Raw genomic sequence first — 15229 nt, forward strand, 5'->3', positions numbered from 1 at the left:
ACACTGCCGTACATGCGCATTGTGGTTCTGGCCGGCGGCATCGGTGGTGCCCGTTTCCTTCGCGGCCTCAAGCAGGCCGTGCCGGACGCGGAGATCACGGTCGTCGGCAACACCGGTGACGACATCCATCTCTTCGGGCTGAAGGTCTGCCCCGACCTGGACACGGTGATGTACACCCTCGGCGGGGGCATCAACGAGGAGCAGGGCTGGGGGCGTACGGACGAGTCCTTCACCGTCAAGGAGGAGCTCGCGGCGTACGGCGTCGGGCCCGAGTGGTTCGGCCTCGGCGACCGGGACTTCGCGACCCACATCGTCCGCACCCAGATGCTCGGCGCGGGCTACCCGCTGAGCGCCGTCACCGAGGCGCTGTGCGCCCGCTGGCGGCCGGGCGTCCGCCTGCTCCCCATGTCCGACGACCGCGTCGAGACCCACGTGGCCATCGAGGTCGACGGCGAGCGGCGGGCGGTGCACTTCCAGGAGTACTGGGTGAAGCTGCGCGCCTCCGTCGACGCGAAGGCCGTCGTGCCGGTCGGCGCGGAGGCCGCGAAGCCGGCGCCGGGCGTCCTGGAGGCGATCGCCGAGGCGGACCTGATCCTCTTCCCGCCGTCCAACCCGGTCGTGTCCGTCGGCACGATCCTGGCCGTGCCCGGGATCCGCGAGGCGGTCGCCGCGGCCGGGGCGCCGGTCGTGGGCCTCTCCCCCATCGTCGGGGACGCGCCCGTGCGCGGCATGGCCGACAAGGTCCTCGCGGCGGTGGGCGTGGAGTCCACGGCGGCGGCGGTGGCCCGGCACTACGGCTCCGAGCTGCTCGACGGCTGGCTCGTGGACACCGTGGACGCGGGCGCGGTGGCGGACGTCGAGGCGGCGGGCATCGCCTGCCGGGCGGTGCCGCTGATGATGACGGACGTGGACGCGACGGCGGCGATGGCCCGCGAGGCCCTCGCGCTTGCCGAGGAGGTACGGGGGTGACCGCCGCCCCCTCGTACCGGGTCTGGGCGCTGCCCGGGCTGCCCGAGGTGGCGGCCGGGGACGACCTGGCCAAGCTGATCGCCTCCGTCTCCCCGGAACTGGCCGACGGGGACGTGCTGCTCGTCACCTCCAAGATCGTGAGCAAGGCGGAGGGGCGGGTGGTCGCCGCCGACGACCGCGAGGAGGCCATCGACGCCGAGACCGTCCGGGTGGTGGCGCGGCGCGGGACCCTGCGGATCGTCGAGAACCGGCAGGGGCTCGTCATGGCCGCCGCCGGGGTCGACGCCTCCAACACCCCCGCCGGGACGGTCCTCCTGCTGCCCGAGGACCCGGACGCCTCGGCCCGCCGGATCCGCGCGGGGCTGCGCGAGGCGCTCGGCGTGGACGTGGGCGTCGTCGTCACGGACACCTTCGGGCGTCCCTGGCGCGGCGGGCTCACGGACGTGGCGATCGGGGCCGCCGGGGTGCGGGTCCTGGACGACCTGCGCGGCGGGACCGACGCGCACGGCAACCCGCTGAGCGCGACCGTGGTCGCCACCGCCGACGAACTCGCCGCCGCCGGGGACCTGGTGAAGGGCAAGGCGGCCGGGCTGCCGGTGGCCGTCGTCCGGGGCCTGCCGCACGTGGTGGGCGGGGACGGGGAGCCGGGGGCACGCGCGCTCGTGCGGAGCGCGGCCGACGACATGTTCCGGCTGGGCACCTCCGAGGCCGTGCGGGAGGCGGTGACGCTGCGGCGGACCGTACGGGAGTTCACGGCCGAGCCGGTCGACCCGGGGGCGGTGCGGCGCGCGGTCGCCGCGGCCGTGACGGCGCCCGCCCCGCACCACACCACCCCCTGGCGGTTCGTGCTCCTGGAGTCGGCGGGGTCGCGGACGCGGCTGCTCGACGCGATGCGGGAGGCGTGGATCGCGGACCTGCGGCGCGACGGGAAGTCCGAGGAGTCGATCGCGAAGCGGGTCCGGCGCGGGGACGTCCTGCGCGACGCGCCCTACCTGGCCGTGCCCTGTCTGGTCATGGACGGCTCCCACCACTACGGCGACCCGCGCCGGGACACCGCCGAGCGCGAGATGTTCCTGGTCGCGGCGGGCGCGGGCGTCCAGAACTTTCTGGTGGCGCTCGCGGGCGAGCGGCTCGGCTCGGCGTGGGTGTCCTCGACGATGTTCTGCCGGGACGTCGTACGGGAGGTCCTCGGCCTGCCGGACGACTGGGACCCGCTCGGCGCGGTGGCGATCGGGCATCCGGCGGCCGCGCCGCGGGAGCGGGCGGCGCGGACGGCTTCGGAGTTCGTCGAGGTGCGCTGATCCCGCCGGCCGGGCCGGGGTCAGAGGGCCGCGATGTTCCCCGGGGTCATCCGGGGCGCCCTGCGGGGCGGGATCCGGCCGCTGAGGAGGATCAGGCGGGCGGCCCGGTGGCGCTGGCCCTCGTAGGGGGCCAGGAGGTCGAGCATGGCCGCGTCGTCGGCCGTGCGGTCGCCCCCGAGGGCCCAGCCGACGATGCCGGGCAGGTGGTAGTCGCCGGTGGTGACCTCGTCGGGGGCGCCGTGGCTGCGCTGGACCACCTCGGCGCTCGTCCAGGGGCCGACGCCCGGGATCAGCTCCAGGCGCCTGCGGGCCCCGGCCGGGTCCATGTCCGCGGCCTCCTCCATGCGGCGGGCCACCCGGCACACGCGCAGGACCGTCGCGGCCCGTTTGTCGTCCACGCCCGCACGGTGCCACTCCCAGGACGGAATCAGGCTCCACGCGCGCGCGTCCGGCATGACGTGCATGCCGTCGGGGACCGGGCCCGGCGCCGGCTCCCCGTACTTCCGCACCAGGAGCCGCCAGGCCCGGTACGCCTCGTCCGTCGTGACCTTCTGCTCCAGGATCGACGGGATCAGCGACTCCAGGACCAGGCCGGTGCGGACGAGGCGCAGGCCGGGGCGGCGGCGGTGGACGGCGGCGAGGAGCCCGTGGCGGGGCGTGAAGGCGGCCGGGTCGTCCTCGGCGCCGAGCAGCGCGGGGAGGCGGTCCAGGAGCCACGCGGCGCCCCCGCCCCACGCCTGCGCCTCCGCGACGCCGTCCCGTGCGGTGACGCGGAGGGTCCCCGGGCCCTCGGGCGTCCGGCAGGCCCGCCAGAACGAGCCGTCCCGGGCCGCCCGGAAGGCGGGGTCCGCCGGGCCCCGGCGGAGGGGGCCGAGGGTGAGGCCGAGGTCCGTCCCCGCGGGGAGGGGGAGGGAGCGGACGCGGGGCGGGGGCCCAGGGGTGCGGCCGGTCGCCCGTGCGGGTGCGGTGGGTCTCTGCGGGAAGCGGCCGGCCATGGGACGAGCGTAATGGCGTCCCGGGCGGAAGCCGTCCGGTGGACGGGGCCCGGTGCGGCCCCCGCCGTTCCCCCGCCCGTCCCCCACTGGTCCGGCGAGAAGCTACTGGTCCGACGAGAAGCGGACCGTGCCCGCCGGGAGGGTGGCGTCGCACCAGACGCGGATGCCGTCGCGGAGTTCGTTGTCGGCGCCGATCCGGGCGCCGTCGCCGATGACCGCCCCGCTGAGGACCGTCCGCGCGCCTATGCGGGCGCCCGCGCCGATCAGGGAGTCGGTGATCACCGCGCCCGGTTCGACGACCGCGCCCGCGAGGAGCGTGGAGCCCGTGATGCGGGCGCCCTCGCCGACCACCGCGTCCGCGCCGACGACCGTGCCGCCGGTCAGCTTGGCGTCCGGGGCGACGCGCGCCGACGGCAGCACCAGGCGGTCGCCGCAGCGGCCCGGGACGGCCGGGGAGGGCGCGCGGCCAAGGACCAGGTCGGCGGAGCCGCGCACGAAGGCCTGCGGGGTGCCGAGGTCCAGCCAGTACGTGGAGTCGACCATGCCCTGGAGGTGGGCGCCGGAGGCCAGGAGCTCCGGGAAGGTCTCGCGCTCCACCGAGACCGGCCGGCCGGTGGGGATGGTGTCGATGACCGAGCGGCGGAAGACGTACGCGCCCGCGTTGATCTGGTCGGTGACGATCTCCTCGGGCGTCTGCGGCTTCTCCAGGAAGGCCGTGACGCGGCCGGTGGGGTCCGTGGGGACGAGGCCGAAGGCCCGCGGGTCGTCGACACGGGTGAGGTGGAGCGAGACGTCCGCGCCGGAGGAGGAGTGGGTGTCGACGAGGGCCCCGATGTCGAGGCCCGTGAGGATGTCCCCGTTGAAGATGAGGACCGGGTCGTCGGGGCCCGAGCGCAGCCGCGAGGCCACGTTGCGTATCGCGCCGCCGGTGCCCAGCGGCTCCTCCTCGGTGACGTACTCCAGGCTCAGGCCCAGCTCGGAGCCGTCGCCGAAGTGCGGCTCGAAGACCTCGGCCAGGTAGGAGGTGGCGAGCACGATGTGCTCGACGCCGGCGGCGCGGGCGCGGGCGAGCTGGTGCGTCAGGAAGGGGACGCCCGCCGCCGGGACCATGGGCTTGGGCGTGTTGACCGTGAGGGGCCGCAGCCGTGTTCCCTTGCCACCGACCAGGAGGATCGCTTCTGTCACCTTGTCGTCTCTGCTTCCTGTCCGGGGCCGTCGGCACGTCCGTTTTCGGTCGTCCCTGCGATATGACCGGTCAGTTTATGCAGAGGGTTGCCCCGGCGGTCCCCTCTACCTCCCCTGGTACGACGCCGCGCTCGTCCGGGCCGTGCCGAGCTTGCCGTACAGAAGGGATCCGGGACAGTCCGTGGCGAATCCGTCACGGTGTCCGGCGATGGCGTGGAACTTGACCTTCGTGCCCTTCGCGTACAGGTTCCCGCCGCCCGAGGTCAGGGTGACCGATCCCACCGGGTTGATGCCGTGGAGGCCGAGCTTCCAGGCCGTCAGACGGGCGACGGCGGTCACGGAGGCGGCCGGCGGGGCGGACGTGCTGAAGGTGCCGAGGACGGCGATGCCCATGGTGCTGGTGTTGAACCCGAGGGTGTGGGCGCCGAGCACCGGCTTGTCCACGCCGCCCGCCCGGCCCTCGTAGATGTTCCCGCACTTGTCGACGGCGAAGTTGTAGCCGAAGTCACGCCACCCGCTGCTCAGGACGTGGTAGCGGTAGATGCTCCGCAGGACGGAGGGCGCCTGGGCGCAGGTGTAGTTGTTGCCGGTGGCGCTGTGGTGGACGAAGGCCGCCTTGATCGTGTTCGTGTAGACGAAGGTCTTCTCGCGGATCGACTCGTCCGCGCCCCAGCCCTTGCGGGTGACGATCGCGGGGCGGGGGCCGATGTACGGCGCGGCCGCGGCCTGGGCCGGTTCCTGCGCCTCGGACCCGGACGCCGGGGTGCGGGGCAGGAACGGGGGCAGGTACGGGGCCACGGCCTCGGCCGCCTCCTTCGACAGGGCCGTGAGCCAGGGCCCGGCGTACGGAGCGAGCGAGAGGGCGGTGGCCGGGACGGTGACGGCCGGGGGCAGCGGGGCCTCCGGAGCCACGGCCGTACGGGTCCTCGGCGGGGCGGCCTCCGCGACCGCGACCGGTTCCGCGGTCCCGTCGGCGGCCGGACCGGTGTCCGCGACCGTCTCCGCGGTCCCGTCGGCGACCGGACCGGTGTCCGCGACCGTCTCCGCGGTCCCGTCGGCGACCGGACCGGTGTCCGCGGCCTGCTCGGTCTCCGGGCCCGGCTCCGTCTCCAGGACCGGTTCCGTGTCCGGCGCCGTCTCCGGGCCCTCCCCCGGGTCCACGAGTTCCAGGCGCAGGCCGGCCGGGAGCGGCGCCGCGCCGCCCGTCCGGCCCGCGTCCGCCCGTACGCGGATCTCGACGCCGTCCGAGTCGCCCACCCACAGCGGGGCCGTGGAGCCGCGGAGCGCCCGGGAGGTGCCCTCCGCGCTGTCCGGGTCGGCCCCGTGCTCGTCGTTGTGGGTCTCCACGTCCTGCCACTCCGACCAGGTGTCCGTGCCGGTGGCCCGGGTGCGGACCTGCACGGTGCCGTGCAGCGGGGCCTTGGGGTCGTCCCAGACCACGCCCACGAGCGAGAAGGGCTTGACGTCGCGTCGGGGGAGTCCCTGCTCCCCCGAGCCGCCGGCCCGCGAGGAGGGGCCCAGCGGGGCGAGCGGCAGGGACTGGGTGGAGCCCGACAGGTCGGGCGCGGGGGGCAGCGCGGAGGCCGCCGGTGGCTGCCCGAGCACCTCGGCCGCCGCGGGCGCGGCGGAGGAGACCGGCAGGGCGAGTACCGCCGCGCAGGTGACGGCGATCGAGGAGGCGAGTGAGGCACGCATGGGCCGATCGTGCGTACCGCCGGGGCGTTCCGCGCGGCGGGACACCGCCCGGAAAGCGGCGGCCGATCGGTCCGACCGGTGGACGCCGTCACCGGTACGGCGGACCGCGGCGGGCCCTCCCGCGTACGCTGTCGGGCGTGAACGCCAGCGACCGCACCCCCGCCGACCTGCTGCGATCCGCGCTCGCCGCGGACCCCGCCCGCCCCTTGGTCACCTTCTACGACGACGCCACCGGTGAACGGGTGGAATTGTCCGTCGCCACCTTCGCCAATTGGGTGGCCAAGACGGCGAACCTGATCCAGGGCGAGCTGTCCGCCGGACCCGGCGACCGGGTCGCGCTGCTGCTGCCCGCGCACTGGCAGACCGCCGTCTGGCTGCTCGCCTGCTCCTCGGTGGGCGTGACCGTCGAACTCGGCGGCGACCCCTCGGGCGCGGACGTCGTGGTCGCGGGTCCGGAGACGCTGGAGGCGGGTCTCGCCTGTTCCGGGGAGCGGATCGCGCTCTCCCTGGCGCCGCTGGGCCGCCGGTTCCCCGTCGCGCCCGCCGGTTACGCGGACTACGCGGTCGAGGTGCCGAGCCAGGGCGACCGGTTCGCCCCGTTCGTACCGGTCGATCCGGACGCTCCCGCCCTGGTCGTCGACGGTGAGGAACGCAGTGGCGTCCAGCTCGTCGAGCAGGCCCGCGTGGACGCGGCGACGCTCGGCCTCGGCCCCGGCTCCCGGCTGCTCTCCGGGCTCGGCTACGGGGACTGGACCGGCGTCTCGACCGGTCTGTACGCGCCGCTCGCCGCCGGCGGCTCGGTGGTCCTCTGCCGGAACCTGGACCGGCTCGCGCCCGAGGCGTTCGAGAAGCGGGTGGAGAGCGAGCGGGTGACGGACACCGCCTCCTGAACCCGGCCGGCTCGTGAACCCGGCCGCGCCATGACCCCGGCCGCTCCGTGAACCCGGCCGCGCCATGACCCCGGCCGCGCCATGACCCCGGCCGCTCCGTGAACCCGCCCCGGCCGCTCCACGGGACCCGCCGCCTCCCGGGCCCCGACGCTCCGCGGCGCCCGCCGAACCGCACCCGTTCGGCCCAGCGACGGGCCGGGTCCCCGGGTTCGCGCGCCCGGTCCGGTGGATGATCGGCCGGGGGGAGTCCTCTCCTTCCGCACCACCACGCGTCGGGCCCGGCCGTCCTCCTCCACGACCGGCGGCCGTCCGACGCGCCGCCGACGCCACGAAGGACGGACGCAGACGTGACGGACCGCGCAGGCACGCCCGCCGAACCGGACCCCCCGGCGCCCGGGGACGGGGCCGGGGACGGGGCGACCGGGGCCACGGGCGCGGAGGACGCGGCGGCCGGCACCCCGGAGGGGCCCGCCCCCGGGAAGCCCCGCCGGCGCCACTGGCTGCGCTGGACGGCCCTCGGCGTCTCGGTCGTCCTGCTCGGCGCGGCCGGGGCGGGCTGGTGGTTCTACCGGAAGCTCGACGGCAACATCACCACGGACACCACCGCCGCCGACGAGCTGCGCAGGTACGAGAAGGAGCGGCCGCCCGCCAACTCCTCGGCCGCCCGGAACATCCTGCTCATCGGCTCGGACACCCGGTCCGGCGAGGGGAACGAGCGGTACGGCAGGGACAAGGGCACCCAGCGCTCCGACACGGTGATCCTGCTGCACCTCGCGGCGGGGAAGCGGAGCGCGACCGCCGTCTCCCTGCCCCGCGACCTGATGGTGACGGTCCCGGGCTGCCGCAAGCCCGACGGGTCCCGCACCCGGGAGCAGTTCGCGCAGTTCAACCTGGCCTTCGAGGTCGGCGGCACGGCGTGCACGATCCGTACCGTCGAGAAGCTGACCGGGACGCGGATCGACCACCACATGGTGATCGACTTCCAGGGCTTCAAGAAGATGGTGGACGCCGTGGACGGGGTGGAGGTCTGCCTCAAGGAGCCCGTGGACGACGCCGACGCGCACCTGAAGCTGCCGGCGGGACGCCAGACGCTCCACGGGGAGCAGGCCCTCGGTTTCGTACGCGCCCGGAAGTCGCTCGGCAACGGCAGCGACACCGAACGCATGGACCGCCAGCAGCAGTTCCTCGGCGCCCTCGTCAACAAGGTGCAGAGCAACGGGGTGCTGCTGAACCCGGCCAGGCTCTATCCGGTCCTGGACGCGGCCACGAAGTCGATCACGACCGACGCGGGGCTCGACTCGCTGCGGGACCTGTACGACCTGGCGCGCTCGATGCGGGCGATCCCGACCGAGCGGGTGCAGTTCCTCACGGTCCCCCGCCGCCCGTACACGTACAACGCGAACCGGGACGAACTGGTGCAGCCCGCCGCGGACCAGCTCTTCGAGCAGCTGCGGGAGGACGGGCCCGTGGCGGTGGAGCCCGGGGCGAAGGACGAGGAGCGGGAGCCCGAGAACGCGGGGGTGGCGCCGAGCCCGGCCCCGACGCCGACGTTCACCGGACGGAACGCGGCGGAGGGCGTGTGCTCCTGACCGGGGGCGCGGCGGGGCGCGGGGCGGACGGGTAAAGGGTGAACCAAGGGGAGGGGCAAGAGGGATGCGGTTTGAGCGGATTGCCCGGTTGTAAGGCGCGTGGAATTTGTCACGGACGTCGCCCCGCGCTGAACTGGGCGGATAGTGTGACCCGATCCGGTGTACCCCGACCACGTGGTCGTCACACTCACCAGGGATCGAACGACCGAGAAAGCGGCGCCCAGGGGGAGGGCGCCTCGCGTGGCACCGACGGAGGACTCGAGTAACCGTGGACGCGCACAGCCGTGGACGGGCGGACGAGATCGACCCCGCCGACCAGTGGGTGCTCAACCCGCAGACGGGCAACTACGAACTGCGACTGGACCGCTCCGCTGGGCAGTCGGCGACCCCGTCCCGATCTCACGGCCCCTCCGCTCCCGCCGCGGCCGGGGCCGGGGCCTCCGAGGGCGGCACCGCCACCGCCACCGAGACGCCCGTCCCCGGCCAGCGCCGGCGCCGGGTCCCCGAGCAGAGCCGGGGCGGCCGGCAGGCGCCCGCGAGCCGCCGCAGGCCCAAGCGGAGCGCCTCCCGCAAGAAGAAGGTCCTGCTGTGGACCGGCGGCGCGATGGCCTTCGTCCTCGTGGGCGGCGCCACCGGCGCGTACCTGCTCTACAACAAGCTCGACGGCAACATCAGCGTCGTCGACCCGATCGGCGTCGAGGGCAAGGGCTTCCGCAAGGGCGAGGCCTTCAACGTCCTGATCATCGGCACCGACAAGCGGACCGGCGCGGGCAACGGCGGCTACGGCGACGCCAACAGCCCCGGCCACGCGGACACCACGATCCTCTTCCACGTCGCCAAGGACCGGACGAACGCCACGGCGCTCTCCATCCCGCGCGACCTGGTGACGACGATCCCCGAGTGCCAGACCCGGCAGCCCGACGGGACGATCCTCACCATCCCCGGCCAGCGGAAGGCCCGCTTCAACGTGAGCCTCGGCCAGGACGGCCGCGACCCCGGCTGCACCATGCGCACGGTCAAGGAGCTGACGGGCGTCGACGTCGACCACTTCATGATGGTCGACTTCAACGCCGTCAAGGAGCTGACCTCGGCCGTCGGCGGCGTGAAGGTCTGCGTCGAGAAGCCGGTGAACGACCCCAAGTCGCACCTGAAGCTCCCGGCCGGCGAGTCGCTCATCGAGGGCGAGCAGGCGCTCGCCTTCGTCCGCACCCGCTCCAGCTTCGGCAACAAGAGCGACCTGGACCGGATCAAGGTCCAGCAGCAGTTCCTGGGGTCGATGATCCGGCAGATGAAGTCGGACGAGACGCTCACCAGCCCGACGAAGCTGCTGAACCTCGCCGAGGCGGCGACCAAGGCGCTCACCGTCGACAAGGGCATAGGGTCCCTCTCCAAGCTCCAGGGCCTGGCCGGGGAACTCTCCGGGATCGACGCGAAGAACATCGCGTTCACGACCCTGCCGGTCATCGACAACCCGGACGAGCCCAAGCCGATCACCGTGGTGCCGCACCCGACGCTGGCGCCGCAGCTCTTCGCCGTCCTCCAGTCCGACACCTCGCTCACCGAGGTGAAGAAGAAGGAGCAGGACGCCAAGAACGCGCAGACGCAGGCGCAGGCCGCGCTCCTCCAGGGCGCGCGGGCCACCGCCGCCGACGTGCGCGTCGACGTCTACAACGGCAGCGGCGTCCAGGGGGCGGCCCAGTCGACCCTCAGCTGGCTGCAGAACGAGCGGGGCGTGCTCCGCTCGACCAACAAGAGCAACGCCCCCGAGAAGGCGGCGAAGACCACGCTCACCTACGCACCGAACCAGGCCGATCAGGCCCGCGCGCTCGCGGACATGATGGGTCTGCCCGCCACGGCTCTCAAGCCTGGCACGCAGGACGCCGGGGAACGCGAGCCCATGACGCTCGTCCTCGGCGCCGACTTCAAGGGCGCGGGGGTGCCCGTCAGCGGACCGGTAAAGGCGCCGGACGTCGAGAAGGTAGCAGCCGACCAGCAGGTGTGCGCCAAGTGACCCGGGAACACCGGGATTCGGCACACACCTGATTCATGAGGGGACCTGGGGTGGGACAGAAGAGCGTGCGTGGGGAGGGAACGCGGGGAGGCGTGCCGCGCGCCCGGGAACTGGGCTGGGACGACGACCTGCACGGAGCCGGCGAGGCGACCGGCGCCGCGCCCTCCGGGAAGACGGAGTCCGCCGACGGCTCCTCCGACGGCTCCTCCGGCGGGGAGACCCGCGCGGAACGGCGGCGGGGCGCGGCGGCGGGCGGTGACGCGCGTAGCGGCCACCGCCGCGGCGGCTCGCGGCGGCGCCCCCGGAAGGGCACCGGCAAGAAGACCGGCAAGCGCAAGGCGCTGCGCTGGGTGGCGATCACCCTGGCGGTGCTGATACTCGGGACGGCCGGCGCCGGATACCTGTACTACGAGTACCTGAACGGCAACATCCGCGGCGGCAGCCGCGCGGGCGGCAACAGCGGCGTCAAGAAGGCCGCGCCGAACGCGCTGGGCGACACCCCGCTGAACATCCTCATGATCGGCTCGGACGACCGGAGCAACGAGAAGAACGTCGCCCTGGGCGGCGGCAAGAACGACAGGGACCGGAAGCCGCTGGCCGACGTGCAGATGCTGCTGCACATCTCGGCGGACCGGGAGAACGCCTCGATCGTCTCCATCCCGCGCGACACGGTCGTCCCGATCCCCGAGTGCAAGGACGAGAAGGGCACGACCTTCCCGGCCACGACCAACCGGCCGATCAACGAGAGCCTCCAGCGCGGCGGCCCCGGCTGCACCCTCACCACCTGGGAGAACCTCACCGGGGTCTACGTCGACCACTGGATGATGGTCGACTTCGCCGGTGTCGTGGCGATGGCCGACGAGGTCGGCGGCGTCCCGGTCTGCGTGAAGACCGGCGTCCACGACAAGTCGACCCGGGAGGTGAAGGGCGGCTCCGGCCTGAAGCTGAAGCAGGGCACCACCGAGGTCCAGGGCGAGCAGGCCCTCCAGTGGCTGCGCACCCGGCACGCGTTCGGCAGCGACCAGAACCGCGCCAAGGCCCAGCACATGTACATGAACGGCATGATGAAGAAGCTCCAGAGCCAGAACGCCTGGACCGACACCGGCCGTCTGATGGGCCTGGCCGACACCGCCACGCGGGCCCTCCAGGTCTCCGACGAGATCAAGAGCGTGAAGAAGCTCTTCGACCTGTCGATGCAGCTCAAGAACGTCAAGATCGACCGTCTGACGACGGCGACGGTCCCGACGAAGCCCTACCCCGCCAACCCCAAGGCGTGGCTGGAGATGGTCCCGGCGTCCGCCGACAAGATGTGGACGATGATCCGTGACGACGTCGCCTACGACAAGAACGGCGGCAAGCCGAAGCCGACGGCCTCCGCGAAGCCCGCGGTGCCCGCCGACGCCCCCGCCTCCTACGGCGTGACGATCGTCAACGGCACCGACGGCAACGGCGATCCGGCCGTCGAGGGCCGCGCCCGCACGCTGACCGAGACCCTCCGGGGCAAGGGCTTCACGCAGGCCGACTCCTCCGCGGAGGGCGGCCCCCGCAAGGACACCGTGGTCGTCTACCCCAAGGCCGACGGCGACAAGGGCAAGGCGAACGCCCAGGCGGTGGCCGTGGCCCTCGGGCTGCCCGAGTCCGCGGTCCGGATCGACGCGAAGGCCGAGGGCATCAAGCTCATCGTCGGCGCCGACTGGCGCGAGGGCGCGGTCTACAAGAGGCCGACGCACACCGCGGGCGACCTGCCCGAGGGCGCCGACGACAAGGCGGACTGCATGGACGTCTACTCGGTCTACCAGTGGGACGGCAAGAGCTGACCCCGCTCCCCCGAACGCGGCGACGGCCGGGCCCCTTCCGGGGTCCGGCCGTCGCCGTTCACACGGACGCGTGCGGTCGTCAGACCGTCTCCGCCTCCCCCGCCGGCACCGCCGGGCGGCGGCTCGCGATGACCTTCTTCGCGAGGGAGCGGGGGCTGGTGAGGAAGCCGTAGCCCCAGGACATGTGCATGGTGGCGAGGGCGACCGGGATCCGGAGGCGGGCCTTGAGGGGCAGGCCCCTGCCCGCCGGGACCGAGCCGGCGGTGATCGCGGCGAGGTAGCCGGCCGGGACCACGAAGCCGAGCGGGGTGACGAGGGCGCCCACGAGCACGCCGGCGGCGATGGCGCAGACGGCGGTCGGCGGGGCCAGGTAGCGGAGGTTGATGGAGCCCTGGTGGTAGCGGGCCACCACGTGGCGCCAACGCCCGTAGTCCTTGTACTGCTTGGCGAGGGCCCTCACCGAGGGCCGGGGGCGGTACTGGACGCGCAGCTCCGGCGAGAACCAGATCAGGCCGCCCGCCTCGCGGATGCGGAAGTTCAGCTCCCAGTCCTGGGCGCGGATGAACTCCACGTTGTAGCCGCCCTGCCGCTCCAGGGCCTCGCGGCGGAAGACGCCCAGGTACACGGTCTCGGCGGGGCCCGCCTCGCCGCCCGTGTGGAAGGCGGCGTTGCCGACGCCGATCTTCGAGGTCATCGCGGCGGCGACCGCGTCCTCCCAGGCGTTCTCGCCCTCGGCGTGCATGATGCCGCCGACGTTCTGCGCGCCGGTCTCCTCCAGGAGCCGCACGGCGGTGGCGATGTAGTTCGGGGAGAGCATCCCGTGGCCGTCGACGCGCACCACGATCGGGTGGCGCGAGGCGCCGATCGCCGCGTTGAGGGCGGCGGGCGTACGGCCGGTGGGGTTCGGCACGGTCTTGACGCGGGGGTCTTCGCGGACGAGTTCGGCGGCGATCTCGTCGGTGCGGTCCGTGGACGGGCCGAGCGCGATCACCACCTCCATCTCGCCGTCGTACTCCTGCTCCAGGATGTGGCGGACGGAGTTGCGCAGGTGCCGCTCCTCGTTGAGGACCGGCATGATCACGGAGACGGGGGGCAGCATGGTTCCTCGGCGGTGCGGGGGGCGTCCCCCGCGAGACGGAGACGGTGTTTTCGTCCGCCACGTTACCGCGAACGGGGGACACGGGTGCGCGCCGCACGGGTGGCGCCCCCTTGCGCTGATCGTATGGGCCTACGGTGCTCACGGCCCCCTTGTCCCACCCGCGAAGGTGTCCGTCCGTGCCCACACCGCCCCGCACGCCCCGTCCCCGGCCCGCCGCCCGCCGCGTACCGGCGCGCCGGCCGCGGAGGCGGCCCCGGTGGGGGATGCGGATGGCGACGGCGCTCTCGGTGACGGTCCTCGCGGCGGGCGGGATCGGGCACGCGCTCGTGACCGGACTGGACACCGGGCTCACCCGGGTCGACCCCTTCAAGGACATGAAGAACCGGCCGCAGGCCGGGCACGGGATGAACGTCCTCGTCGTCGGCACGGACGGCCGGGACCGGATCACCCCCGAGGAGCGGGCGAAGTACCGGCTCGGCGGCGCGCCCTGCAACTGCACCGACACGGTGATGCTGGTGCACATCTCCCAGGACCGGGACCGGGCGAGCGTGGTGAGCCTGCCCCGCGACTCGTACACCGAGATGCCCGAGCACACCGACCTCGTCAGCGGCGAGAAGCACCAGGCGCACCCGGTGAAGCTGAACGCGGCCTACGCGGAGGGCGGGCCCGCGCTGACCGTGCGGACCGTGGAGTCGATGACCGGCGTCAAGATCGACCACTACCTGGAGGTCGACTTCACCAGCTTCATGCGGACCGTGGACGCGGTCGGCGGGGTGCGGATCTGTACGACGAAGCGGCTGAAGGACGCGTACACCGGGCTCGACCTGGCCCCCGGCACCCATGAGCTGGACGGCGGGCGGGCCCTGCAGTACGTGCGCTCCCGGCACATCGACGGGGCCGCCGACATCGGGCGGATGCAGCGGCAGCAGAGGTTCGTGGCGGCGCTCGTCGAGCGGGTGACGAGCGGCGGGGTGCTGCTGAACCCGGTGCGGTTCCGGGCGGTGGCGACGAGCATGCTGAGCTCCGTGCGGGCCGACGAGGGCTTCGGCACGGACCAGATGCTCTCGCTCTCCAAGGCGATGCGCGGCTTCACGCCCGCGTCGTCGGAGTTCATGTCCGTGCCGGTCGGGGACATGAGCTTCCCGGTGAAGGGCATCGGTTCGACGGTGAAGTGGGACGCGGCCAGGGCGCAGCGGCTCTTCCAGGCGCTGCGGGAGGACCGGCCGATCGCCTCGGCGAAGCCGCCGGCCCCGGCGAAGGCGCCGAAGGAGGTCGTGGTGGACGTGGCGCCGGACACGATCCGGGTGCAGGTCTACAACGGGACCCGGAGGGACGGCCTCGGCCGGAAGGTCGACGACGCGCTGCGCGGGACCGGCTTCGCCACCACCGGGGCCCCGAGGACGGCGGCGGGGGCGGAGCGGGAGCGCACGGTCGTGGAGTACGACCCGCGCTGGGACCGCTCGGCCAAGTCCCTGGCGGCGGCCCTGCCGGGCACGGAGCTGAAGGCGGTGGCGGGCAGGGGCGGGACGATGCGGGTGGTCGTGGGGGCGGACTACAAGGGGGTGCGGGCGGTGCGGGTGGAGGAGCCGGAGAAGCCGTTCGAGGCGGTGACGGGGGACCAGGTGGTGTGCCCGTAGTCGGGGCGGGGCGCAGACGTGGACGGGGCTCGTGTCCGCAG

At 73.9% G+C, this 15229-nt stretch carries 11 protein-coding genes; 7 read left to right on the forward strand and 4 right to left on the reverse strand.

The window, feature by feature from the left end:
- The first annotated feature begins 12 nt into the window (after window positions 1–12).
- Both cofD and ACWGSR_RS33265 read left to right on the forward strand, forming a co-directional pair.
- Window positions 13–969 (forward strand): 2-phospho-L-lactate transferase, encoded by a 957-nt coding sequence (cofD, locus tag ACWGSR_RS33260; protein ID WP_366379317.1) that lies wholly within the window; start codon window positions 13–15, stop codon window positions 967–969.
- On the forward strand, window positions 966–2270 hold the full coding sequence (locus ACWGSR_RS33265; protein WP_453572326.1) for a coenzyme F420-0:L-glutamate ligase: 1305 nt from the start codon (window positions 966–968) through the stop codon (window positions 2268–2270). The genes cofD and ACWGSR_RS33265 overlap by 4 nt, the downstream gene beginning before the upstream one ends.
- A 20-nt stretch (window positions 2271–2290) precedes the next feature.
- On the opposite strand, the gene ACWGSR_RS33270 is transcribed toward ACWGSR_RS33265, so the two are convergent.
- From ACWGSR_RS33270 to ACWGSR_RS33280, 3 genes are all read right to left on the reverse strand, one after another.
- Entirely contained in the window at window positions 2291–3265 is a 975-nt protein-coding gene (locus ACWGSR_RS33270) for a DNA-3-methyladenine glycosylase family protein (RefSeq protein ID WP_453572329.1), read from the reverse strand.
- Window positions 3266–3367: 102 nt separating this feature from the next.
- Window positions 3368–4450, reverse strand: coding sequence for a mannose-1-phosphate guanylyltransferase (locus ACWGSR_RS33275; RefSeq protein WP_376242777.1), 1083 nt, complete (start codon window positions 4448–4450; stop codon window positions 3368–3370).
- A gap of 105 nt (window positions 4451–4555) precedes the next feature.
- Window positions 4556–6145 (reverse strand): N-acetylmuramoyl-L-alanine amidase, encoded by a 1590-nt coding sequence (locus ACWGSR_RS33280; protein ID WP_453572332.1) that lies wholly within the window; start codon window positions 6143–6145, stop codon window positions 4556–4558.
- Window positions 6146–6282: 137 nt separating this feature from the next.
- Here ACWGSR_RS33280 and ACWGSR_RS33285 point away from each other — a divergent pair, with 137 nt between their 5' ends.
- The 4 genes from ACWGSR_RS33285 (at window position 6283) to ACWGSR_RS33300 (ending at window position 12452) form a co-directional block, all read left to right on the forward strand.
- Window positions 6283–7035: a TIGR03089 family protein gene (locus tag ACWGSR_RS33285; RefSeq protein ID WP_453572335.1), complete on the forward strand. Its 753-nt coding sequence runs from the start codon at window positions 6283–6285 to the stop codon at window positions 7033–7035.
- Between the two features lie 347 nt (window positions 7036–7382).
- On the forward strand, window positions 7383–8624 hold the full coding sequence (locus ACWGSR_RS33290; RefSeq protein WP_453572338.1) for an LCP family glycopolymer transferase: 1242 nt from the start codon (window positions 7383–7385) through the stop codon (window positions 8622–8624).
- Between the two features lie 268 nt (window positions 8625–8892).
- Complete coding sequence (locus ACWGSR_RS33295; RefSeq protein ID WP_453572341.1) at window positions 8893–10635, forward strand: LCP family protein; 1743 nt, start codon at window positions 8893–8895, stop codon at window positions 10633–10635.
- Between the two features lie 35 nt (window positions 10636–10670).
- Window positions 10671–12452: an LCP family protein gene (locus ACWGSR_RS33300; protein WP_453572344.1), complete on the forward strand. Its 1782-nt coding sequence runs from the start codon at window positions 10671–10673 to the stop codon at window positions 12450–12452.
- A gap of 79 nt (window positions 12453–12531) precedes the next feature.
- On the opposite strand, the gene ACWGSR_RS33305 is transcribed toward ACWGSR_RS33300, so the two are convergent.
- Window positions 12532–13551, reverse strand: a complete 1020-nt coding sequence (locus ACWGSR_RS33305) for a glycosyltransferase family 2 protein (RefSeq protein WP_376247175.1) — start codon at window positions 13549–13551, stop codon at window positions 12532–12534.
- 176 nt (window positions 13552–13727) lie between these two features.
- On the opposite strand from ACWGSR_RS33305, the gene ACWGSR_RS33310 reads away from it, so the two are divergent.
- Entirely contained in the window at window positions 13728–15188 is a 1461-nt protein-coding gene (locus ACWGSR_RS33310; RefSeq protein WP_453572347.1) for an LCP family protein, read from the forward strand.
- The last annotated feature ends 41 nt before the right edge of the window (window positions 15189–15229 follow it).

It is taken from the genome of Streptomyces sp. NPDC055632, assembly GCF_053618675.1.

Coding starts and splice junctions, on each gene's coding strand:
- cofD (WP_366379317.1), top strand. CDS start 13: ATGCGCATTGTGGTTCTGGCCGGCGGCATCGGTGGTGCCCGTTTCCTT.
- ACWGSR_RS33270 (WP_453572329.1), bottom strand. CDS start 3,265: ATGGCCGGCCGCTTCCCGCAGAGACCCACCGCACCCGCACGGGCGACC.
- ACWGSR_RS33280 (WP_453572332.1), bottom strand. CDS start 6,145: ATGCGTGCCTCACTCGCCTCCTCGATCGCCGTCACCTGCGCGGCGGTA.
- ACWGSR_RS33300 (WP_453572344.1), top strand. CDS start 10,671: ATGAGGGGACCTGGGGTGGGACAGAAGAGCGTGCGTGGGGAGGGAACG.
- ACWGSR_RS33305 (WP_376247175.1), bottom strand. CDS start 13,551: ATGCTGCCCCCCGTCTCCGTGATCATGCCGGTCCTCAACGAGGAGCGG.